We start from the raw sequence: 23261 nt of genomic DNA on the forward strand, positions 1-23261 counted from the left end.
TTACCCTCCTTTCAGTCTTAAAGCCTATTTAGCTTTTTCAACTATTTCAACAAGTCTCCATCTCTTATCTTTAGATAATGGTCTAGTTTCCATAATTAAAACTCTATCATTCATTTTAGCTTCATTGTTTTCATCATGAGCTTTAAACTTAGTTGTTCTATTAACTGTTTTTCCATATAATGGGTGTCTAACCTTAGTTTCAACAGCAACAACTATTGTCTTATCCATTTTATCTGAAACAACTCTACCTATTTTTTTCTTTCTTAATCCTCTTTCCATTAAGAGTTACCTCCTTTCAGATTTACTGCTCGAAAGCCCTGATCTCTTCTTCTCTTATGATGGTTTTGATTTGGGCTATAGATTTTTTTACTTCTCTTATTCTCATAGGATTTTCTAATTGACCTGTAGCTAATTGGAATCTTAAGTTGAATAACTCAGCCTTAAGGTCATTTAATTTAACCTTTAAATCTTGAGGATTATTTGCTCTTAATTCTTTTAATTCTCTAGCCTTCATTATTCTTCACCACCCATTTCCTCAAAATCTCTTCTTGTAACGAATTTACACTTTACAGGAAGCTTGTGTGATGCAAGTCTCATAGCTTCTCTTGCAACTTCTTCATTAACTCCTGATAGTTCGAATAAAACTCTACCAGGTTTAACTACTGCTACCCAATATTCTGGCGAACCCTTACCTGAACCCATTCTTGTTTCAGCTGGCTTCTCAGTTACTGGCTTATCTGGGAAAATCTTTATCCAAAGTTTTCCTCCTCTTCTGATATATCTGTTTATAGCAATTCTGGCAGATTCTATTTGATTACTAGTTATCCAACCACAAGTTGTAGCTTGAATACCAAAATCTCCGTATGCAAGGAAATTACCTCTTGTAGCTTTTCCTTTCATTCTACCACGTTGTACCTTACGATGCTTAACTCTCTTAGGCATTAACATGACTAATTCCTCCTTTCTTATGCGTTAACTTCTTCCTTCTTTTCAACTTTTTTAGTTGGAAGAACTTCTCCATTATAAACCCAAACTTTTACACCGATCTTTCCATAAGTTGTATCAGCTTCAGCAAATCCATAATCGATATCTGCTCTTAAAGTTTGAAGTGGAATTGTTCCTTCATGATATTGTTCAGTTCTAGCTATTTCAGCTCCACCTAATCTACCTGAGCAAGCTGTCTTAACACCTTTAGCTCCAAGTCTCATAGCTCTTTGGATGCTTTGTTTCATAGCTCTTCTAAATGATACTCTTTTTTCTAATTGTGCAGCTATATTTTCTGCCATTAATTGAGCATTTGCTTCAGCATTTTTAACTTCAACTATATTTATTAATAAGTTTTTGTTATCAGTTACTTTAGCTAATTTAGCTTTTAAAGCTTCTATTCCTGCTCCACCTTTTCCAATTATTACACCTGGTTTAGCAGTATATATATTTAACTTAACTCTCTTAGCAGCTCTTTCGATTTCAATCTTTGAAATACCAGCTGAGAAAAGTTCTTTCTTTACGAATTCTCTGATTTTGTTATCTTCTATTAGATTGTCTGCGAAGTTCTTCTTTGAAGCATACCATTTAGCATCCCAATCCTTGATAACTCCTACTCTAAGTCCGTGAGGATGTACTTTTTGACCCACTTGATTTCCCTCCTTCTTTCTAAGCTCTTTCTTTAACTACAAGTGTTATATTACTTGTTCTTTTGTTAATTCTAAATGCTTTTCCGTGATCCATTGGTCTAAATCTCTTTAGTGTTGGACCTGCACCAACGAATGCTTCTGCTACATATAATCTTTCTACATCCATTTCATGATTATTTTCTGCATTAGCAACAGCTGATTTTAAAACTTTATTTATAACAACAGCTGCATCTTTTGGAGTATATTGTAAAATAGCGAAAGCCTCTTGAATATTTTTTCCTCTTATTAAATCAAGAACTACTCCTACTTTTGTTGGAGACATTCTAACATATTTAGCTATAGCTCTAGCTTCCATTTATGTTCCTCCTTTCCGGGATTACTTTCTTTTTCTTGCTGCTTTTTCGTCATAATCGTGTCCTCTGTAAGTTCTTGTTAATGCGAACTCACCAAGCTTGTGTCCTACCATATCTTCGCTAACGAAAACTGGAACATGCTTTCTTCCATCGTGAACAGCAATTGTATGACCAATCATTTGTGGGAATATTGTTGAACTTCTTGACCAAGTCTTAACAACCTTCTTATCTCCACTAGCATTCATTTCTTCAATTCTCTTTAAAAGTCCTTCATGTACAAAAGGCCCCTTTTTTGTTGATCTACTCACTATAATTTGCCTCCCTTCATAATCTATAGGCTGACAAGCCATGAAGAGAAATTTAGATTCTCTTCATGCTACTTATCGTTTCTTCTCTTTATTATGAATCTGTCAGAATACTTCTTATTCTTTCTTGTCTTGTATCCAAGTGCTGGTTTACCCCATGGAGTAACTGGACTTGGTCTACCGATTGGTGATCTACCTTCACCACCACCGTGAGGGTGATCGTTAGGATTCATTACAGAACCTCTAACTGTAGGTCTCCATCCCATGTGTCTCTTTCTACCTGCTTTACCGATATTGATTATATCGTTAGTAGTATTTGAAACAGTACCGATTGTAGCTCTACATTCGATTCTTACATATCTCATTTCGCCTGAAGGTAATCTTAGTGTTGCATAGTTACCTTCTTTAGCCATTAATTGAGCTGTAGTACCAGCTGATCTTACCATTTGAGCACCCTTACCAACTTGTAACTCAACGTTATGAACGAAAGTACCTACTGGTATGTTCTTTAATGGAAGAGCATTACCTGCTTTAATATCAGCGTCTGGTCCTGAAACTATAACATCTCCAACTTTTAATCCAACTGGAGCAATTATATATCTTTTTTCACCATCAGCATATACAACTAATGCAATGTATGCTGTTCTATTTGGATCGTATTCTATTGTAGCAACCTTTGCTGGAACACCATCCTTATTTCTCTTGAAATCTATTATTCTATATTTTCTCTTAGCTCCACCACCGTGGTGTCTAACAGTTATTTTACCTTGAGCATTTCTACCACCGCTTTTGTTTAAAGAAACAAGAAGTGATTTCTCAGGTGTACTTGTTGTTATTTCTTCAAAAGTAGCCATTGTCATTTCTCTTCTTGATGGGGTAGTTGGTCTAAACTTTTTAACTGCCATGTAAATTCCCTCCTTACTTTAAGCTTCTCTGGCACTTATGTACCAATAATACGCTTTATTTGCGTTATTGCATTCCTTCAAAGAATTCGATATTCTTGCTGTCTGCTGTTAAAGTAATAACAGCTTTCTTGAAGTCTGCTCTCTTTCCTACATGTACGCCCATTCTCTTTGTTTTTCCCATAGTTCTTATTGTTTGAACTTTTTCAACCTTAACGCCGAAGATTTCTTCTACAGCTTTCTTAATTTGAACCTTGTTTGCATTAATTTGAACTATGAAAGTGTACTTTTTGTCTGCCATAGCAGTCATACTCTTTTCAGTGATAACAGGCTTTCTTATGATATCATAGCTTGTCATTATGCGTACACCTCCTCGATTTTTGATACAGCATCCTTAGTTATGATTAATTTCTCAAACTTTAATAAATCATAAACATTGATGTTGTTAACTGGCATGATTTGTACATCAGCAATATTTCTAGCTGATTTGTAAAGTACTTCATTAGATTCTCCAGTTATTATTAAAGTTTTCTTTGCATCAAATGCTTTTAAAACTTCAACCATTTTCTTAGTCTTTGGAGCTTCGAATGCTAATGTTTCTAACACTACCATTTGTCCGTCTTGAACCTTGCTAGTTAATGCAGATTTCATAGCTACTCTTCTCATGCTCTTTGGCACTGACATTCTGTAATCTCTTGGCTTTGGTGCGAATACTATACCACCTTTGATCCATTGTGGAGCTCTAATAGAACCTTGTCTTGCTCTACCAGTTCCTTTTTGTCTCCAAGGCTTGATTCCGCCTCCTCTAACCTCAGCTCTTGTCTTAGCTGATTGAGTTCCTTGTCTCTTGTTTGCTAATAAAGCAACAACAACTTGATGCATAGCATCAGTGTTAACTTCAACTCCGAACACATTATCATTTAATTGGATATCTCCAACTTGTTTTCCTTCTTGATTAAATAATCCTACTGTAGGCATCCTGTTTCCTCCTTTCTACAGAAATTAAGCTTTAACTGCGTTTCTTATTACTACTGTACCTTTGTTAGGTCCTGGGATACCACCCTTGATTAGTATTAAGTTCTTCTCAGCTATAACCTTAACTACTTCTAAGTTTAATACTGTTGTGTTAACAGCTCCCATATGTCCTGGCATGTTCTTGTTCTTGAAAGTTCTTGATGGATCTGATGAAGCACCCATTGAACCTACTGCTCTGTGGAACTTAGAACCGTGAGTCATTGGTCCTCTGTTAGCATTCCATCTCTTGATAACACCTTGGAATCCCTTACCTTTAGAAACTCCAGATACATCAATTTTGTCTCCAGCTTCAAATAAATCAGCCTTTATTTCTTGACCAACTTCATAAGCTGAGCAATCTTCTAATCTGAACTCTTTTAATTTTCTCTTTAATGAAACTCCTGCTTTAGCATAGTGTCCCTTCTTTGGCTTGTTAACTAATTTTTCTCTAACGTCTCCAAAACCTACTTGTATTGCTTCATAACCATCTTTTTCGATAGTTTTCTTTTGAACAACAACACATGGGCCAGCTTCTACTACTGTTACAGGAACTACTTTTCCGTTAGCATCGAAAATTTGAGTCATTCCTATTTTCTTTCCTAATATAGCTTTTTTCATGTATTTACACCTCCTAAACGTATTAGCGGATTGTTTAACAATCATAACCGTTCAAACTGTTTATTTAATAAGTATTAACTATAGCTTTATTTCGATATCCACACCTGCTGGTAAGTTTAATCTCATTAATGCATCAACAGTTTTTGGTGATGGATTAACGATATCGATTAATCTCTTGTGTGTTCTGATTTCGAATTGCTCTCTTGAATCTTTGTATTTGTGAACAGCTCTTAATATAGTAACAACATCTTTTTCAGTTGGTAGTGGTACTGGACCTGCAACCTTAGCTCCTGTTGACTTTGCTGTTTCAACAATTTTTTCAGCTGATTGATCTAATATATTGTGATCAAAAGCCTTTAATCTGATTCTTATTTTTTGTTTTGACATCTTGGTTTCCCTCCTTTTCATGTACGCTTTACTTCTAACGCACAACAGCGGATGTTCTATAAACTGTTCCACGTGTTTCATACTTAATCACATGGTTTTACAAAACCCCTGTCGTCGGATTCTAGATCCTAACATACTCATCAAGAATTAACCCGGAAGTCCGGCAACCTCCTGACTCATCGCTGTTTGCTATACAACTTCTTTATTATACTATGTTTAAATAGCCTTTTCAAGAGTTTTTTGGCCTTTTTTGATAAAATTTAAAGTATATTCGAGTAATATTTTTAAAATATAATTCCTTTTGCAAATATATTTTATATTTGTTTTTATATTTTATCAACATATTTTTTTCTTGTAATTTTTGCCGAACTTTATTCCTTATTATGATTATTAACCTATTGCAATATATTAATCATTTACAAAGAAATTTAAATATTTTATTTGAATTTCTTTAATATATTAATTTTATTAAATGTTCAACTTATTAAATTGAAACTACATACTCAATATATTCTTTTATATTTTATATTATATCGGCTTTTACATAATAAAAAGAGAGCAAAGGCGTCCCCTTACTCTCTGAATGTGATCACATTTTTATTTAATTTATATTATAGAAATTATTACTCGATTATGCTAGTAACAACTCCTGAACCTACAGTTCTTCCACCTTCTCTGATAGCGAATCTTAATCCTTCGTCCATAGCTACTTGAGTGATTAATTCAACGTTCATATCAATGTGGTCTCCTGGCATAACCATTTCCATTCCATCTGGTAACTTAATTGAACCAGTAACGTCTGTTGTTCTGAAGTAGAATTGTGGTCTGTATCCATCGAAGAATGGAGTATGTCTTCCACCTTCTTCTTTTTTAAGTACGTATACTTGACCTACAAATTTCTTGTGTGGCTTAACTGATCCAACTTTTGCTAAAACTTGACCTCTTTCGATGTCAGTTCTTTGAACTCCTCTTAAAAGAACTCCTACGTTGTCTCCAGCTTGCGCTTCGTCTAGTAACTTTCTGAACATTTCTATTCCTGTTACTACTACTTTTCTGCTGTCTTCTGATAATCCAACGATTTCTACTTCGTCTCCTACGTGAAGAACTCCTCTTTCAACTCTTCCTGTAGCAACTGTTCCTCTACCAGTGATTGTGAATACATCTTCTACTGGCATTAAGAATGGCTTATCTGTTGCTCTTTCTGGAGTTGGAATGTAGCTATCTACAGCTTCCATTAACTCAAGGATTGGAGCGATTGCTTTTTCATCTGTTGGGTTTTCTAATGCTTGTAAAGCTGAACCCTTTATTACTGGAATATCATCTCCTGGGAAGTTGTATTCTGATAATAATTCTCTTACTTCCATTTCAACTAATTCTAATAATTCTTCGTCATCTACCATATCTGCCTTGTTTAAGAAAACAACTATGTAGTCAACACCAACTCTTGAAGCTAGTAGTATGTGTTCTCTTGTTTGAGGCATTGGACCGTCTGCTGCTGAACAAACTAATATAGCTCCATCCATTTGAGCAGCTCCTGTGATCATGTTCTTAACATAGTCAGCATGTCCTGGACAGTCAACGTGTGCATAGTGTCTGTTGTCTGTTTGGTATTCAACGTGTGCTGTATTGATTGTGATTCCTCTTTCTTTTTCTTCTGGAGCCTTATCAATTTCATCATATTTGAATGATTCTGCTAATCCTCTGTTTGCTAATACTGTTGTGATTGCAGCTGTTAAAGTTGTCTTACCGTGGTCAACGTGACCGATTGTTCCAATGTTTACGTGTGGTTTACTTCTTTCGAATTTTTGCTTTGCCATTGTAAAATCCTCCTTTATGGAAATTAATTATATGAACCTTCTTAGTTATTATATCTAATTTAGTTCTATTTTTCTATACTTATATAAATTTTCCTCATATTATTTAATATACTTAAATTTATATTTTTTAACGTTGCTCATATTTTAATTATGAGCAACATTAATCACATTTATAACTAAAGTGAATTAATTTCTTTCACTCTTAATTTTTTCTTGAACACTCTTTGGAACTTCTTCGAAGTGATCGAATACCATTGAGTATACACCTCTACCTTGAGTTCTTGATCTTAAAGTAGTTGCATATCCAAACATTTCTGAAAGTGGAACCATAGCTCTGATAATTTGAGCTCCGTTTATAGCTTCCATACCTTCTATTCTACCCCTTCTTGAGTTAAGGTCTCCCATTACATCTCCCATATATTCTTCTGGTACTGTAACTTCAACCTTTTCCATTGGCTCAAGTAATACTGGATCTGCTTTTGTCATAGCATTTTTAAATGCCATAGAACCAGCAATCTTAAACGCCATTTCAGATGAGTCAACTTCATGGTATGAACCATGAACTAATTTAACTTTGAAGTTAATAGTTTCATATCCAGCTATAACACCATTTTTAGCTGCTTCTTGAATACCATTGTCTATTGCAGGAATATATTCTCTAGGAACAGCTCCTCCTACTATAGCATTTTCAAATACGTATTCTCCTTCAGTAGGTTCCATTTCGATCACACAGTGACCATATTGACCCTTACCACCTGATTGCTTAGCATACTTAGCTTCAGCTTTAACAGCTTTTCTTATTGTTTCTTTATAAGCAACTTGAGGTGCTCCAACGTTACATTCAACTTTGAATTCTCTAGTTAATCTGTCAACGATGATATCTAAGTGAAGCTCTCCCATACCTGCAATTATTGTTTGACCAGTTTCTTGATCAGTATGAGTTCTGAAAGTAGGATCTTCCTCAGCAAGTTTAGCTAAAGCTAAGCCCATTTTTTCTTGACCAGCTTTTGTCTTTGGCTCGATAGCTACAGATATAACTGGTTCTGGGAATTCCATAGATTCTAGTACTATCGGATTGCTTTCTACGCAAAGAGTATCTCCTGTTGTAGTATTCTTTAATCCAATAACAGCTCCTAATTCACCTGCTTCTAATGCTTCAACTTCTTCTCTTGAATTAGCGTGCATCTTAACAAGTCTTCCTATTCTTTCTTTTTTGCCCTTTGTTGAATTTAATACGTATGTTCCACTTTGCATAATTCCTGAATAAATTCTAGTAAATGCAAGTTTTCCAACGAATGGGTCAGTAGCTATTTTAAATGCTAAAGCTGACATTGGAGCTTCATCTGAAGCTTCTCTTTTATCTGCTTCACCTTCTAAAGTAGTTCCTTCAACTGCTGGAATATCTAATGGTGATGGTAAGAAGTTAACAACACCATCAATCATTTGTTGAACACCCTTATTCTTATATGATGATCCACAAATACATGGAACTACTTCATTAGCTATAGTAGCTTTTCTTAGTCCAGTCATTATTTCTTCTTGTGTTAATTCTTCACCTTCAAGATATTTTTCCATTAGGTCTTCGTTAGTTTCAGCTACAGCTTCAATCATAGCCATTCTATATTCTTCAGCTTGATCAGCTAAATCTGCTGGAATTTCTTCTTCTCTAACATCTTTTCCTAGATCATCATAGAACATAATAGCCTTATTAGTTACTAAGTCTACCATTCCCTTGAATTGATCTTCTGATCCGATTGGAATTTGTATTGGAACTGCATTAGCCTTTAATCTATCTCTTACAGTGTTGATACATCTAAAGAAGTCTGCACCTGTAGCATCCATCTTATTAACATATATCATTCTTGGTACACCGTATTTATCCGCCTGTCTCCAAACAGTTTCAGTTTGTGGTTCAACCCCACTTTTTGCATCTAGAACTGTAACAGCTCCATCAAGAACTCTTAATGATCTTTCAACTTCAACTGTAAAGTCTACGTGTCCTGGAGTATCTATGATATTTAATTCATGACCTTTCCATTCACATGTTGTAGCGGCAGAAGTAATTGTTATACCTCTTTCTTTTTCTTGCTCCATCCAGTCCATTTGTGAAGCACCTTCGTGTGTTTCACCTATCTTATGTGTTTTACCTGCATAAAATAGTATACGTTCAGTAGTTGTAGTTTTACCCGCATCTATATGAGCCATTATTCCAAAGTTACGGAATTTGTCTAACGGATATTTTCTAGCCATTTGTATGTCCTCCTCTCAACGAGTAATTTTAAATTCGACAAAACTGCTTTGGCAGAAGCCAAAACAGTTTGTTTATTAGTATCTGTAATGAGCGAATGCTTTGTTTGCTTCAGCCATTTTATGAGTATCTTCTCTCTTCTTAACAGCTGCTCCAGTATTATTAGCTGCATCTATTAATTCTCCAGCTAATCTTTGAGCCATTACTTTCTCGCCTCTTTTTCTAGCAGCATCTAGCATCCATCTGATTCCTAGAGTCTGTCTTCTTTCTGGTCTTACTTCGATAGGAACTTGGTAGTTAGCACCACCTATTCTTCTAGCTTTAACCTCTAATAAAGGCATTACATTGTTCATAGCTTCTTCAAATACTTCTAAAGCATCTTTGCCTGTTTTTTGCGCCATTATTTCAAACGCGTCGTAGCATATTTTTTGTGCTACTCCTTTTTTACCATCTTCCATTACATTGTTTATTAACTTTGTAACAACTTTTGAATTGTACATTGGATCTGGTAATACATCTCTCTTTGCAATATGTCCTTTTCTTGGCACTTTTCTTCCCTCCTTAACATGATAAATTTAAGTTCATTGGTACTCTGCAATTAAACATTGCCGTAAAGTGCTTTACTCCTTCATCTATATAAACTTAATTTATAAATCTATGTAAATGCTGAAGACAAGCACTAGCGTAGCTTATGATTTAAACTACTTTTTTGCCTTCGGCTTTTTAGCACCGTACTTTGATCTTCCTTGCATTCTGTTAGCTACTCCAGCACAGTCAAGTGCTCCTCTTACGATATGGTATCTAACACCAGGAAGGTCCTTAACTCTACCACCTCTTATAAGAACAACACTATGCTCTTGTAAGTTGTGTCCTACACCACCAATGTATGCAGTAACTTCGAATCCATTTGTAAGTCTTACTCTTGCGATTTTTCTTAAAGCTGAGTTAGGCTTCTTTGGAGTTGTTGTTTTAACAACTGTACAAACTCCTCTTCTTTGTGGACACTCGTTAAGTGCTGGTGCTGTTGACTTGTTGATAACAGTTTTTCTGCCTTTTCTTACTAATTGGCTAATAGTTGGCATTTTTTCACCTCCTGAAATTTTTTTATCTATATATCTAATATTTAAGATAAAAGCTTATTAATGAATTATTCTAAAACTAGTACTGCAGATGCTTTAACATCTATACTACACATTTTTCCTAATTCTTTCATTGTATTAATGTAAATAATTTTTACATTTTTTTCAATTCCCAAATCAATTAATGATTTAGTTAAATTAATCTCTGCGTCTTTAGCTACATATAAAACAGTTCCTTTTCCATTTTTAATAGATTTAGTACATTGTTTTATACCAATTAATTTATTTCCTACAATGCTATCTATCATGAAATCACTCCCTATATAAAAGTTCATAGAGGCTCAGTTCATGACTTTGCCTCCATGAATTCATGTAGACAATTATATTGTAGTGTAGCTTTAAAATCACACAATTCGTATTTTATCATTTAAGCATACACATGTCAATAAAATTGCAATGTATTATTCAATTGATTCTAATGCATCATCTTCCACTAAAACGTCCTCGACATCTAGCTTTACATTCCTATATCTCATCATTCCAGTACCTGCTGGTATTAACTTACCAATAATAACATTTTCTTTCAGACCTACTAAAGGATCTATCTTTCCTTTTATAGCAGCTTCTGTAAGAACTCTTGTCGTTTCTTGGAATGATGCAGCTGATAAGAAACTATCTGTAGCTAAAGCAGCCTTAGTTATACCAAGTAATGCTTGCTCGCCTTTAGCTTCTTCTCCACCAAATTCTCTTACTCTTGCATTTTCTTCTTCGAAGTCAAACATATCTATCATAGTTCCTGGTAATAGTTCAGTATCTCCTGAATCTAGTACTTTAACTTTTCTAGTCATTTGTCTAACAACTACCTCTAAGTGCTTATCATTGATATCAACACCTTGAAGTCTATAAACTTTTTGAACTTCAGATAATAGATATTTTCTAGCTCCATCTATACCTTTAATTGCAGCTATGTCATGAGGATTTACTGAACCTTCAGTAATCTCATCTCCAGCTTCAATAAGATCATCATCAGATACCTTTAGTCTTGAACCAAATGGTATTTCATAGCTACGTTCTTCTCCATCATTAGCCATCACAAATACAGTTCTCTTTTTCTTAGTTTCTTCAACTCTAACTGTACCAGTTATTTCACTAACTATAGCTAATCCTTTAGGTTTTCTAGCTTCGAATAATTCTTCAACTCTAGGAAGACCTTGTGTAATATCGGCTCCAACAACTCCCCCTGTATGGAATGTTCTCATTGTAAGCTGAGTTCCTGGTTCCCCGATTGATTGTGCTGCAATTATACCAACAGCTTCCCCTATATTGATCTTTTGTGCTGTTGCCATGTTCATACCATAACACTTCGAACATACACCAACCTTACATTTACATGTAAATACAGATCTAATTTTTACTTTCTTAACACCTGCTGCTGCAACTTTTTCTGCAACATCAAGTTCCATATATTGATCAGCTTCTACCATAACCTCACCAGTTTCTGGATGAATTATTGGTTCTGCTGTATATCTACCATAAAGTCTTTCTGCTAATCCTTCGATTGCTTCATTACCTTCTTTAATTTCTGAAACATAGATGCCTTCTGTTGTTCCACAATCTATTTCTCTTACAATAACATCTTGTGATACGTCAACTAGTCTTCTTGTTAAATATCCAGAGTCAGCTGTCTTAAGAGCTGTATCGGCATTACCTTTTCTAGCTCCGTGGGTAGATATAAAGTACTCTACCACTTCAAGACCTTCTCTAAATGAAGCTCTAATTGGTAATTCTATAATTTTACCAGTTGGACTTGCCATAAGTCCTCTCATACCAGCTAATTGCTTAATTTGAGACTTAGATCCTCTGGCTCCAGAGTCAGCCATCATGAATATCGGATTGAATTTATCCAAACTATTCATAAGTGCGTCCGCAACATCTTCTGTTGTTTTAGTCCATTTTTCAATAACTCTTTCATATCTTTCTTCTTCTGATATGAAGCCTCTCTTATACATCTTTTCGATCTTATCAACAGTTTCATCAGCTTCTTTAAGTAGTCTATACTTAGCTTCTGGTACTATCATATCAGAAGCAGCTACTGTTACAGCTCCAATTGATGAATAGTGATATCCTAATGCTTTAATTTTATCAAGCATTATTGATGTATTGGTTGGACCATGCACTGCATAACACTTATCGATTATCTTACCTAATGACTTTTTAGTTATTAAGAAATCTACTTCTAAGTTGAATTCTTCATCTTTATTGCTTCTATCTACAAATCCTAAGTCTTGAGGAATTGATTCATTAAAGATCAGTTTACCAACTGTAGTTTTTATTATACCTGATTTCTTTTCACCATTAACATCTTTAAATATTCTTACATTAATTTCTGCATGAATAGCTATTTCTCCAACTTCATAAGCCATAATAGCTTCATCTTTGGAAGCAAATACTTTTCCTTCACCTTTAGCTCCAGCCTTATCCATAGTTAAATAGTATGATCCTAATACCATATCCTGTGTAGGTACACAAACCGGCTTACCATCTGAAGGCTTCATTATATTTCCTGCTGCAAGCATTAAGAATCTTGCTTCTGCTTGTGCTTCAACTGACAATGGAACGTGAACCGCCATTTGGTCTCCGTCGAAGTCAGCATTATATGCAGTACATACAAGTGGATGTAGTTTTATAGCTCTACCTTCTACTAATATTGGTTGGAAAGCTTGAATTCCTAATCTATGTAGAGTAGGAGCACGGTTTAGTAAAACTGGATGATCAGTAATAACTTCTTCAAGTACGTCCCATACTTGATTATTTACTCTTTCAACCATTCTTTTAGCACTCTTTATGTTATGAGCTACTCCATCTTCAACCAACTTCTTCATTACAAATGGCTTGAATAACTCTAAAGCCATTTCTTTTGGAAGTCCACATTGATACATCTTTAATTCAGGACCTACAACGATAACTGATCTACCTGAGTAGTCAACTCTCTTACCAAGTAAGTTTTGTCTGAATCTACCTTGCTTACCTTTAAGCATATCTGATAATGATTTAAGTGGTCTATTTCCTGGTCCTGTAACCGGTCTTCCTCTTCTACCATTATCTATAAGTGCATCTACTGCTTCTTGAAGCATTCTCTTTTCATTTCTAACAATTATATCTGGAGCACCTAAGTCTAAAAGCTTCTTCAATCTGTTATTTCTATTTATAACTCTTCTATATAAATCATTTAAGTCTGAAGTAGCAAATCTTCCCCCATCTAATTGAACCATTGGTCTTAAATCTGGCGGAATTACAGGTATAACATTAATAACCATCCATCTTGGATCATTACCTGATTTTCTAAAAGATTCAACAACTTCTAATCTTCTTATAATCCTAACTTTCTTTTGTCCAGTGCTTGTTTTTAATTCTTCTTTAAGTTCCTTAGATTGACCTTCTAAATTAATTTCTCCAAGTAGCTCTTGAACAGCTTCAGCTCCCATTCCAGCTATAAAGCTTTCTTCACCATACTTATCAACAGCTTCTCTGTATTCTTTTTCGTTAAGAAGTTGTTTCTTTAATAATGGTGTTTCTTTAGGATCTATTACTACATATGAAGCAAAGTATAATATTTTTTCTAAGGCTCTTGGTGACATATCTAAAAGTAATCCCATTCTTGATGGAATTCCTTTAAAGTACCAAATGTGAGAAACTGGGGCAGCCAGTTCAATATGCCCCATTCTTTCTCTTCTTACCTTAGCTTTTGTAACTTCAACTCCACATCTGTCACAAACTATTCCCTTATATCTAACTCTCTTGTATTTACCACAATGACATTCCCAATCTTTAATAGGTCCAAATATTCTTTCACAGAACAGACCATCTCTTTCTGGTTTCAAAGTTCTATAGTTTATAGTTTCAGGCTTTTTAACTTCTCCTCTTGACCATTCTCTTATTTGACTAGGTGAAGCTAAGCCTATTTGTATAGCATCAAAATTATTCAATTCAAACAAGGGTATATCCTCCCTTCAAATTTAGTGTTCATCATTTACAAAATCATCAAGTTCTAAGTCTTCCTCATGGAATCCATCTAAAGCAAAGTTGTCAAATTCAACTTCTTCCTCAATTTCTTCCTCTGATGTTGTATAACTATCATCTACATTAACCTCTTCTGAAACAACATCTTCTGTTCCTTCAATGTTAACTTCTAAATCTTCCATATCTTCTTCTGCAAATTCTTTAAGTCTAACTTCTTCATTTTCATCATTTAACACTTTTACATCTAAACATAAAGCTTGAAGTTCTTTAATTAGAACCTTAAATGATTCAGGAACTCCAGGTTCAGGTATGTTTTCACCCTTAACAATAGCTTCATATGTTTTAACTCTACCTACAACATCATCTGATTTAACGGTTAATATTTCTTGTAGTGTGTGAGCTGCTCCATATGCTTCTAAAGCCCAAACTTCCATTTCTCCAAATCTTTGACCACCGAATTGTGCTTTACCACCAAGTGGTTGTTGAGTTACTAATGAGTATGGACCTGTTGATCTTGCATGAATCTTATCGTCAACTAAGTGAGCTAGCTTTAAGATATACATTATTCCAACAGTTACTTCATTATCAAAAGCTTCTCCTGTTCTACCATCATATAAAACAGTTTTTCCATTTGCATTGTATCCTGCTTTTTCTAAGCAATCCTCAATGTCTTTTTCAGTAGCACCATCAAATACAGGAGTAGCTATGTGCCATCCTAATTGACTTGCTGCCCATCCTAAGTGAACCTCTAGTACCTGACCGATGTTCATACGTGATGGAACCCCCAATGGGTTTAAGCAAATTTGTAATGGTCTACCATCTGGTAAGAATGGCATATCTTCTTCTGGTAATACTCTTGAGATAACCCCTTTATTACCATGACGTCCAGCCATTTTATCACCAACAGAGATTTTTCTCTTTTGAGCTATATAACATCTAACTAGTTCATTTACACCTGGATTTAATTCATCACCGTTTTCTCTAGTAAACACTTTAACATCTACTATTATTCCAGCTTCTCCATGTGGTACTCTTAATGAAGTATCTCTTACTTCTCTAGCTTTCTCTCCAAATATAGCTCTTAATAATCTTTCTTCTGCTGTTAATTCAGTTTCTCCCTTAGGTGTAACTTTACCTACAAGAATATCGCCTGATCTAACCTCAGCACCTATTCTTATTATTCCTCTGTCATCTATATCCTTTAATGCATCTTCACTTACGTTTGGAATATCTCTAGTTATTTCTTCAGGTCCTAGCTTTGTATCTCTAGCTTCACATTCATATTCTTCTATATGAATTGAAGTAAATACATCTTCTCTAACTAGTTCTTCAGAAATAAGCATAGCATCTTCGTAGTTATATCCTTCCCAAGTTATGAAGCCCATTCTAATGTTTTTACCTAATGCTATTTCACCTAAATCAGTTGATGGACCATCAGCTAATACTTGGTTCTTAAACACTATTTCGCCTTTATCTACTAAAGGTCTTTGGTTTATACATGTACCTTGGTTACTTCTCTTGAACTTAAGAAGATTATAAGTATCTATTCCACCGTCTACGTCTCTCTTGATTCTAATTTCATTAGAACTTACGTAAACTACCTTACCCGCATTTTTAGCCTTTGGAAGAACTCCAGAGTCTACTGCAGCTTTAAATTCTATTCCAGTACCAACTACTGGTGCTTGAGGTTTTAATAATGGAACCGCTTGACGTTGCATGTTTGATCCCATAAGAGCTCTTGAAGCATCGTCATTTTCAAGGAACGGTATCATCGCTGTAGCTACTGATACTATTTGCCTTGGTGATACATCTATTAAATCAACCTCATCAGCATTAACTACTAATATATCATGTTTACTTCTAACAGTAACTCTGCTATCAACAAACTTTCTATCTTCTCCTATAGGTTCTTTTGCTTGAGCTACAAGGTATAAATCCTCTTCATCTGCTGTAAAGTATCTTATTTCGTCTGTTATTATACCTTTTTCTTTATCAATAACTCTATAAGGAGTCTCTATAAATCCATATTCATTAACTTTAGCATATGTTGCTAATGAGTTAATAAGCCCTATATTTGGTCCTTCTGGAGTTTCTATAGGACACATTCTACCATAATGAGAATGGTGAACGTCTCTAACTTCAAAGCCAGCTCTTTCTCTTGAAAGACCTCCTGGTCCTAAAGCTGATAATCTTCTCTTATGTGTTAATTCTGATAATGGATTTACTTGATCCATGAATTGTGATAATTGTGAACTACCAAAGAATTCTTTAATAGCAGCTGCAACAGGTCTTATGTTAATTAACATTTGAGGTGTTATAGCTTCTTGATCTTGAATAGTCATTCTTTCCTTAACTACTCTTTCCATTCTTGATAAACCAATTCTAAATTGATTTTGTAGTAATTCACCTACTGATCTTAATCTTCTATTTCCTAAGTGATCTATATCATCAACATAACCTACTGAATAAGGTAATCCTAATTCGTAACTTATAGTTGCAAATATATCATCTCTTATTATATGTTTAGGAATAAGTCTATTTAAGTTTTTCTTTATTTCTTCTTTTATAGTGTCTTCATCATCATAGTTGTCTAATATCTCTTTTAATGTTGGATAGTGAACAAGTTCTCTGATATTTAAATCTTCTATATTAAATGATACAAAATTTTTAATATCAACAAAATGGTTACCAATTACTCTAACCACTCTATCCTCAACTAATATATCAACTGAGTTTATACCAACGTTTTGAATTTCTTCTGCAAGAGATCTACTAATCTTCTTACCTTGCTCAACCATAATTTCTCCTGTTTGAGGATTAACTATGTCTGTAGCTGCAACTTGGTTAACCAATCTTAAGTTTAAAGCTAACTTCTTATTAAACTTATATCTACCAACTCTTGATAAATCGTATCTCTTTGCATCAAAGAATAATGAATCTATAAGAGATATAGCACTATCAACCGTAGGTGGTTCACCTGGTCTTAATCTTTTATATATCTCTAATAAAGCTTCTTCTTTAGTCTTAGTATTATCTTTTTCTATTGTAGCTTTAAATCTTTCATCTTCTCCAAAATAGTCTAAAAGCTCTTGATCACTTCCAAATCCCATAGCTCTTGCTAAAATAGATATTGGAAGTTTCCTTGTTTTATCTATTCTTACATAGATAATATCGTTAGAATCTGTTTCATATTCTAACCATGCTCCCCTATTTGGAATAACTGTTGATGAATATAATTTTTCACCAGTTTTATCAACATTAAAACTGTAGTAAACACCCGGTGATCTTACTAATTGACTGACAATAACTCTTTCAGCACCATTTATGATGAAAGTTCCTTGTTCTGTCATTAACGGGAAATCACCCATAAATACTTCTTGTTCTTTTATTTCTCCAGTTTCATTATTTTGTAATCTTACAGAAACCTTTAGTGGCGCAGCATAAGTAGCATCTCTCTCTTTACACTTCTCCACCGAATACTTAATATTATCCATATCAAGCTTATAATCTACAAACTCAAGAACAAGATTTCCAGTAAAGTTTGTGATAGGATTAATGTCTTCAAAAACTTCATGAAGACCTTCTTTTAAAAACCATTGATATGAATCTAATTGTACCTCAATAAGATTTGGCATTTCAGTTACATCTTTAACTTTACCAAAACTCATTCTAGTTCTTTTTCCGACTTGGACAGGATGTACCATGAATTTTCACCCCTTGTATAAAACTAAAATAACCAAAAGCACACTTTCCCTAAGGACTTATGCTTTCGGATAGCATCACTTATTAGTATAACCATCTTTTGTGCGATTATACATTTTTTTCATATGAATATATACCTACCCATATTGAATAGTACATTTAATGATACTATCATACTATTCTTTTAATGTCAATTATTTTATTGTATAACTTATGTTAATCTATAATATTCTACATTTCAAGCAATTTTTATATAAAACTATATAAAGTATCCCAGGAATTTGATATTTTATATAGTTTCATTTAGACAATTAAAAAGGTGCCTTTAACAGCACCTTTTCAATTTAGAAGTTAATTACTTAACTTCTACTTCAGCTCCAACTTCAGCTAATTTAGCTTTCATGTCTTCAGCTTCTTCTTTTGATACGCCTTCTTTTAATGTCTTAGGAGCTCCATCAACTATTTCCTTAGCTTCTTTTAATCCTAATCCAGTTAATTCTCTAACAACTTTGATAACTTTGATCTTTTGTGATCCAGCGCTAGCTAATACTACGTCGAATTCAGTCTTTTCTTCTGCAGCTGCAGCACCACCTGCAACAGCTCCTGCAACTGCTACTGGAGCAGCAGCACTTACACCAAATTCTTCTTCACAAGCTTTAACTAGCTCGTTTAATTCTAAAACAGTCATTTCTTTTATAGCTTGAATTATATCTTCTCTTGTCATTTTAATTGCACCTCCAAATTTTTATCAGTTATTATTCAGCTGACTCTGATTCTTTTTTTTCTTTAATTGCATTTAATAAGTATGCAACGTTTGATAATGGAGCTTTGAAGCTTCCAAGAAGTTTTGCGATAAGAACTTCTTTTGATGGTATTGTAGCAAGTTTTTCAACTTCTTCTTTATTATATAAAGTTCCTTCTACCATACCTGCTTTTAATTCTAGTTTCTTGTGATCCTTAGCAAATGTATGTAATACTCTTGCTGGAGCAGTAGCATCTTCATATCCGAATGCTATAGAAACTGGTCCTTCTAAGTATGAATCAAGACCTTCAATTCCTAATTCTTTAGCAGCTAATGTTACAAGGTTATTTTTATAAACCTTATATTCAACACCTGCTTCTCTTAAAGTTTTTCTTAAAGCTGTATCTTCTTCAACTGTTAAACCTTGATAGTCTGCTAAAACGATCGCTTGAGCTTTTTCTAATTTTTCTCTAATCTCAGCAACTTTAGCTTCTTTAATTTGTCTATTCTTGTTCATTACTGTGTGTCCACCTCCTCACAGTTTTTTAACTGCAAATTTATATTAAGAAAGGCCTTCCCATAGACATAGGAAGACCAAATAATTACTTACCTTGGTATTCCTCGGTAGGCAATTATTTAAACCTTTCGGCACCTACTGTCTTTGGAATCAGTATTCTCTTTAACAACAGATTACATTTTACAACATAATTTTCTGTTTGTCAATACTAATCTAAAACTTTTGTTGGGTTAACCTTAGCTCCAGGACCCATAGTGCTTGAAACAGATACTGACTTAACGTATTGTCCTTTAGCAGCTGCTGGTTTCGCCTTTATTAAAGCATCCATTAAAGCATGGAAGTTTTGTTGCAACTTCTCAACTCCAAATGATTTCTTTCCGATTGGGCAGTGAACTATAGCAGTCTTATCTACTCTATATTCAACTTTACCAGCTTTTATTTCAGCTATTGCTTTAGCAACATCAAATGTAACTGTTCCCGATTTTGGGTTTGGCATTAATCCTTTAGGTCCTAAAACTCTACCGATTCTACCAACAACACCCATCATATCTGGTGTAGCAACTACTACATCATAGTCAAACCAGTTTTCGCTTTGGATCTTTTGAACTAATTCTTCAGCTCCTACGAAATCTGCACCAGCTTCTTGAGCTTCCTTAGCTTTTTCTCCCTTTGCAAACACTAAAACTCTTACAGTTCTACCTGTTCCATTCGGAAGAACAACAGCTCCTCTAACTTGTTGATCTGCATGTCTTGGGTCAACCCCTAATCTAACATGTAGTTCTATTGTTTCATCAAATTTTGCTTTTGCAGTCTTTACTGCTAAATCTAAAGCTTCAGATGGAGTGTATAATGCACTCTTATCTATTAATTTTGCGCTTTCAATATAATTCTTTCCCATAATATGCCTCCTTTGTGGTGTTAACGGTTTTTACCTCCCACTTTTTTACGAATTACTCTTCAATAGTTACTCCCATACTTCTTGCAGTACCTTCGATCATGCTCATAGCAGTTTCGATTGTAGCTGCATTTAAGTCAGGCATCTTTAATTCAGCAATTTTTCTTACTTGATCCTTAGTTAACTTACCAACTTTAGTTCTGTTTGGAACTCCTGAACCACTTTCGATTCCTAATTCCTTCTTTATAAGAACTGCTGCTGGTGGAGTTTTTAGTATAAAACTAAAAGATCTATCTTGGTAAACTGTTATAACAACTGGAATTATTAATCCAGCTTGGTTAGCAGTCTTTGCATTGAACTCCTTACAGAATCCCATAATATTAACACCATGTTGACCTAATGCTGGTCCTACTGGTGGTGCTGGTGTCGCCTTACCTGCAGGAAGTTGAAGTTTGATCATTCCTGTTACTTTCTTAGCCATGTATTATTCCTCCTATACTGTGGTAATACGGACCTTAGTCCTCCCACTTTATTAAAACATTAGCTTATATTAAACTAATTTTTCAACTTGTGTAAATTCTAGTTCAGCTAGAGTTTCTCTGCCAAACATATCAATTAATGCTTTTATTTTGCGCTTTTCTAGATTTATCTCTTGTATTATAGCTACAAATTCCCTTAAAGGACCTGAGATAACTCTTACGCTTTCCCCTACTTCTAGATCTATTTCTACAGGCGCTTCTTGAACTCCCATAGATTCTACCTCTTCATCTGTAAGGGGAACTGGTTTAGAAGCTGGGCCAACAAATCCTGTTACACCCCTAGTATTTCTAACCACATACCATGACTCATCTGTCATTAGCATTTTTACTAACACATATCCAGGAAACTTCTTTTTAAGAGAAATCTTTTGTTTCCCATCTTTTTCTTCTACAACCTCTTCCATAGGCACTTGAATGTCTTGAAGTAAGCTTTGAAGATTTCTATTTTCAATGGTTTTTTCAAGATTCGCTTTAACCTTGTTTTCGTAGCCTGAGTATGTGTGTACAACATACCATCTTGCTCTTTCGCTCATATTTTCTTATAGGTGACTAACACCTAAACCTCCTTATTTTAGTTTAAAAATGAATTCAAAGAGGTTTTGAAAAATATAATCTAACCCGCCTACTAATACTATATATATTAGCACAACTACGCCAACTGCAATTAACGCCTTTTTAGTGTCATTTTTAGAAGGCCAAGTTATTCTTTTAACTTCTGCCTTAACCTCTCTAAAAAACTTAAATATGCCACCTTTACTAGGTGAGTTCTTAGTTAAATTTACATTTTCCTTAACAGCCATTACTTCACATCCTTAATCTTTGTGAGTATGTGTCACTACTATATTAGCTAATTATTTAGTTTCTTTATGAAGTGTATGTTTTTTACAGAACTTGCAGTATTTATGCATTTCTAATCTGTCTGGGTTATTTTTTTTATTTTTCATTGAATTATAATTTCTTTGCTTACACTCTGTGCATGCTAAAGTTATCTTTACTCTCACAGTCTGCACCTCCAGTTTACCGTAAATAATATAAAACCTTACTACTTTATGTTAATTTAATTTCGTTAATTACCTAAACACATTATCATAAAACATGTATTATGTCAATATATGTGCCTTTGTAAAGGACTAGGTAATGAAACCCAGTCCCTACATATATACTAAGAACTACTATTACTCGATTATACTAGTAACAACTCCTGAACCTACAGTTCTTCCACCTTCTCTGATAGCGAATCTTAATCCTTCGTCCATAGCTACTTGAGTGATTAATTCAACGTTCATATCAATGTGGTCTCCTGGCATAACCATTTCCATTCCATCTGGTAACTTGATTGAACCAGTAACGTCTGTTGTTCTGAAGTAGAATTGTGGTCTGTATCCATCGAAGAATGGAGTATGTCTTCCACCTTCTTCTTTTTTAAGTACGTATACTTGACCTACAAATTTCTTATGTGGCTTAACTGATCCAACTTTTGCTAAAACTTGACCTCTTTCGATGTCAGTTCTTTGAACTCCTCTTAAAAGAACTCCTACGTTGTCTCCAGCTTGCGCTTCGTCTAGTAACTTTCTGAACATTTCTATTCCTGTTACTACTACTTTTCTGCTATCTTCTGATAATCCAACGATTTCTACTTCGTCTCCTACGTGAAGAACTCCTCTTTCAACTCTTCCTGTAGCAACTGTTCCTCTACCAGTGATTGTGAATACATCTTCTACTGGCATTAAGAATGGCTTATCTGTTGCTCTTTCTGGAGTTGGAATGTAGCTATCTACAGCTTCCATTAACTCAAGGATTGGAGCGATTGCTTTTTCATCTGTTGGGTTTTCTAATGCTTGTAAAGCTGAACCCTTTATTACTGGAATATCATCTCCTGGGAAGTTGTATTCTGATAATAATTCTCTTACTTCCATTTCAACTAATTCTAATAATTCTTCGTCATCTACCATATCTGCCTTGTTTAAGAAAACAACTATGTAGTCAACACCAACTCTTGAAGCTAGTAGTATGTGTTCTCTTGTTTGAGGCATTGGACCGTCTGCTGCTGAACAAACTAATATAGCTCCGTCCATTTGAGCAGCTCCTGTGATCATGTTCTTAACATAGTCAGCATGTCCTGGACAGTCAACGTGTGCATAGTGTCTGTTGTCTGTTTGGTATTCAACGTGTGCTGTATTGATTGTGATTCCTCTTTCTTTTTCTTCTGGAGCCTTATCAATTTCATCATATTTGAATGATTCTGCTAATCCTCTGTTTGCTAATACTGTTGTGATTGCAGCTGTTAAAGTTGTCTTACCGTGGTCAACGTGACCGATTGTTCCAATGTTTACGTGTGGTTTACTTCTTTCGAATTTTTGCTTTGCCATTGTAAAATCCTCCTTTAATCTTTGTAATAAACTTTGCCTAGCGTTTTCTAGCTTTTGGGTAATATATTGAGCTCACCACAAAGACTAAAGCAATTTATAATTACAATAATCGCTACTAGT

At 34.5% G+C, this 23261-nt stretch carries 26 protein-coding genes and 1 other annotated feature; all 26 genes read right to left on the bottom strand.

Going from position 1 to position 23261, the window contains the following annotated elements:
- Positions 1-24 precede the first annotated feature (24 nt).
- The 26 genes from rpsQ to tuf (CSBG_RS16160) all read right to left on the bottom strand — a co-directional run bounded on the left by rpsQ (position 25) and on the right by tuf (CSBG_RS16160) (position 23141).
- Positions 25-279, bottom strand: a complete 255-nt coding sequence (gene rpsQ / locus CSBG_RS16035; RefSeq protein WP_008681184.1) for a 30S ribosomal protein S17 — start codon at positions 277-279, stop codon at positions 25-27.
- A gap of 22 nt (positions 280-301) precedes the next feature.
- Positions 302-514 carry a 50S ribosomal protein L29 gene (gene rpmC, locus CSBG_RS16040; RefSeq protein WP_008681185.1) on the bottom strand — a complete coding sequence of 71 codons (213 nt, stop codon included), beginning with the start codon at positions 512-514 and terminating at the stop codon, positions 302-304.
- Positions 514-948 (bottom strand): 50S ribosomal protein L16, encoded by a 435-nt coding sequence (gene rplP / locus CSBG_RS16045; protein ID WP_008681186.1) that lies wholly within the window; start codon positions 946-948, stop codon positions 514-516. Before rplP ends, rpmC begins: the two co-directional genes overlap by 1 nt.
- A gap of 17 nt (positions 949-965) precedes the next feature.
- Positions 966-1634, bottom strand: coding sequence for a 30S ribosomal protein S3 (rpsC, locus tag CSBG_RS16050; protein WP_008681187.1), 669 nt, complete (start codon positions 1632-1634; stop codon positions 966-968).
- A 19-nt stretch (positions 1635-1653) separates the two neighbouring features.
- On the bottom strand, positions 1654-1989 hold the full coding sequence (gene rplV / locus CSBG_RS16055) for a 50S ribosomal protein L22 (RefSeq protein WP_008681188.1): 336 nt from the start codon (positions 1987-1989) through the stop codon (positions 1654-1656).
- Between the two features lie 21 nt (positions 1990-2010).
- Positions 2011-2295 (bottom strand): 30S ribosomal protein S19, encoded by a 285-nt coding sequence (rpsS, locus tag CSBG_RS16060; RefSeq protein WP_008681189.1) that lies wholly within the window; start codon positions 2293-2295, stop codon positions 2011-2013.
- A 68-nt stretch (positions 2296-2363) separates the two neighbouring features.
- Complete coding sequence (gene rplB / locus CSBG_RS16065; RefSeq protein ID WP_008681191.1) at positions 2364-3197, bottom strand: 50S ribosomal protein L2; 834 nt, start codon at positions 3195-3197, stop codon at positions 2364-2366.
- 64 nt (positions 3198-3261) lie between these two features.
- Positions 3262-3552, bottom strand: coding sequence for a 50S ribosomal protein L23 (rplW, locus tag CSBG_RS16070; protein ID WP_008681192.1), 291 nt, complete (start codon positions 3550-3552; stop codon positions 3262-3264).
- Positions 3552-4172: a 50S ribosomal protein L4 gene (gene rplD, locus CSBG_RS16075; protein WP_008681193.1), complete on the bottom strand. Its 621-nt coding sequence runs from the start codon at positions 4170-4172 to the stop codon at positions 3552-3554. Before rplD ends, rplW begins: the two co-directional genes overlap by 1 nt.
- 24 nt (positions 4173-4196) lie before the next feature.
- Positions 4197-4826: a 50S ribosomal protein L3 gene (gene rplC, locus CSBG_RS16080; protein ID WP_008681194.1), complete on the bottom strand. Its 630-nt coding sequence runs from the start codon at positions 4824-4826 to the stop codon at positions 4197-4199.
- Positions 4827-4904: 78 nt separating this feature from the next.
- Complete coding sequence (gene rpsJ, locus CSBG_RS16085) at positions 4905-5213, bottom strand: 30S ribosomal protein S10 (protein WP_008681195.1); 309 nt, start codon at positions 5211-5213, stop codon at positions 4905-4907.
- Positions 5214-5836: 623 nt separating this feature from the next.
- Positions 5837-7030: an elongation factor Tu gene (gene tuf, locus CSBG_RS16090; RefSeq protein WP_008681196.1), complete on the bottom strand. Its 1194-nt coding sequence runs from the start codon at positions 7028-7030 to the stop codon at positions 5837-5839.
- A gap of 186 nt (positions 7031-7216) precedes the next feature.
- Positions 7217-9280 carry an elongation factor G gene (fusA, locus tag CSBG_RS16095; protein ID WP_008681198.1) on the bottom strand — a complete coding sequence of 688 codons (2064 nt, stop codon included), beginning with the start codon at positions 9278-9280 and terminating at the stop codon, positions 7217-7219.
- 75 nt (positions 9281-9355) lie between these two features.
- Positions 9356-9826: a 30S ribosomal protein S7 gene (gene rpsG, locus CSBG_RS16100; RefSeq protein ID WP_008681200.1), complete on the bottom strand. Its 471-nt coding sequence runs from the start codon at positions 9824-9826 to the stop codon at positions 9356-9358.
- A 153-nt stretch (positions 9827-9979) separates the two neighbouring features.
- Positions 9980-10360 (bottom strand): 30S ribosomal protein S12, encoded by a 381-nt coding sequence (rpsL, locus tag CSBG_RS16105; RefSeq protein WP_008681201.1) that lies wholly within the window; start codon positions 10358-10360, stop codon positions 9980-9982.
- Between the two features lie 65 nt (positions 10361-10425).
- Positions 10426-10665 carry a ribosomal L7Ae/L30e/S12e/Gadd45 family protein gene (locus CSBG_RS16110; protein WP_008681202.1) on the bottom strand — a complete coding sequence of 80 codons (240 nt, stop codon included), beginning with the start codon at positions 10663-10665 and terminating at the stop codon, positions 10426-10428.
- Between the two features lie 153 nt (positions 10666-10818).
- The gene (rpoC, locus tag CSBG_RS16115) at positions 10819-14352 is read right to left on the bottom strand and encodes a DNA-directed RNA polymerase subunit beta' (protein ID WP_008681203.1); all 3534 of its coding nucleotides are present in this window, start codon (positions 14350-14352) and stop codon (positions 10819-10821) included.
- A gap of 21 nt (positions 14353-14373) precedes the next feature.
- Complete coding sequence (rpoB, locus tag CSBG_RS16120; protein ID WP_008681204.1) at positions 14374-18081, bottom strand: DNA-directed RNA polymerase subunit beta; 3708 nt, start codon at positions 18079-18081, stop codon at positions 14374-14376.
- A gap of 353 nt (positions 18082-18434) precedes the next feature.
- Positions 18435-18803 carry a 50S ribosomal protein L7/L12 gene (gene rplL, locus CSBG_RS16125; RefSeq protein ID WP_008681205.1) on the bottom strand — a complete coding sequence of 123 codons (369 nt, stop codon included), beginning with the start codon at positions 18801-18803 and terminating at the stop codon, positions 18435-18437.
- Positions 18804-18834: 31 nt separating this feature from the next.
- Positions 18835-19338, bottom strand: a complete 504-nt coding sequence (gene rplJ, locus CSBG_RS16130; RefSeq protein ID WP_008681206.1) for a 50S ribosomal protein L10 — start codon at positions 19336-19338, stop codon at positions 18835-18837.
- A 38-nt stretch (positions 19339-19376) separates the two neighbouring features.
- Positions 19377-19504 (bottom strand) — a sequence feature (ribosomal protein L10 leader region).
- Between the two features lie 42 nt (positions 19505-19546).
- Positions 19547-20236, bottom strand: coding sequence for a 50S ribosomal protein L1 (rplA, locus tag CSBG_RS16135; protein WP_008681207.1), 690 nt, complete (start codon positions 20234-20236; stop codon positions 19547-19549).
- Between the two features lie 52 nt (positions 20237-20288).
- On the bottom strand, positions 20289-20714 hold the full coding sequence (gene rplK / locus CSBG_RS16140; protein WP_008681208.1) for a 50S ribosomal protein L11: 426 nt from the start codon (positions 20712-20714) through the stop codon (positions 20289-20291).
- 69 nt (positions 20715-20783) lie between these two features.
- Positions 20784-21305, bottom strand: a complete 522-nt coding sequence (gene nusG / locus CSBG_RS16145; RefSeq protein ID WP_008681209.1) for a transcription termination/antitermination protein NusG — start codon at positions 21303-21305, stop codon at positions 20784-20786.
- A gap of 33 nt (positions 21306-21338) precedes the next feature.
- A complete protein-coding gene (gene secE, locus CSBG_RS16150; RefSeq protein ID WP_008681211.1) occupies positions 21339-21572 on the bottom strand; it encodes a preprotein translocase subunit SecE in 234 nt (77 codons plus the stop codon).
- 51 nt (positions 21573-21623) lie between these two features.
- Positions 21624-21773 (bottom strand): 50S ribosomal protein L33, encoded by a 150-nt coding sequence (gene rpmG / locus CSBG_RS16155; RefSeq protein WP_008681213.1) that lies wholly within the window; start codon positions 21771-21773, stop codon positions 21624-21626.
- 174 nt (positions 21774-21947) lie between these two features.
- A complete protein-coding gene (gene tuf / locus CSBG_RS16160; RefSeq protein WP_008681196.1) occupies positions 21948-23141 on the bottom strand; it encodes an elongation factor Tu in 1194 nt (397 codons plus the stop codon).
- Positions 23142-23261: the final 120 nt, after the last annotated feature.

The organism is Clostridium sp. 7_2_43FAA (assembly GCF_000158375.2).
GTDB classification, from domain to species: domain Bacteria; phylum Bacillota; class Clostridia; order Clostridiales; family Clostridiaceae; genus Clostridium; species Clostridium tertium.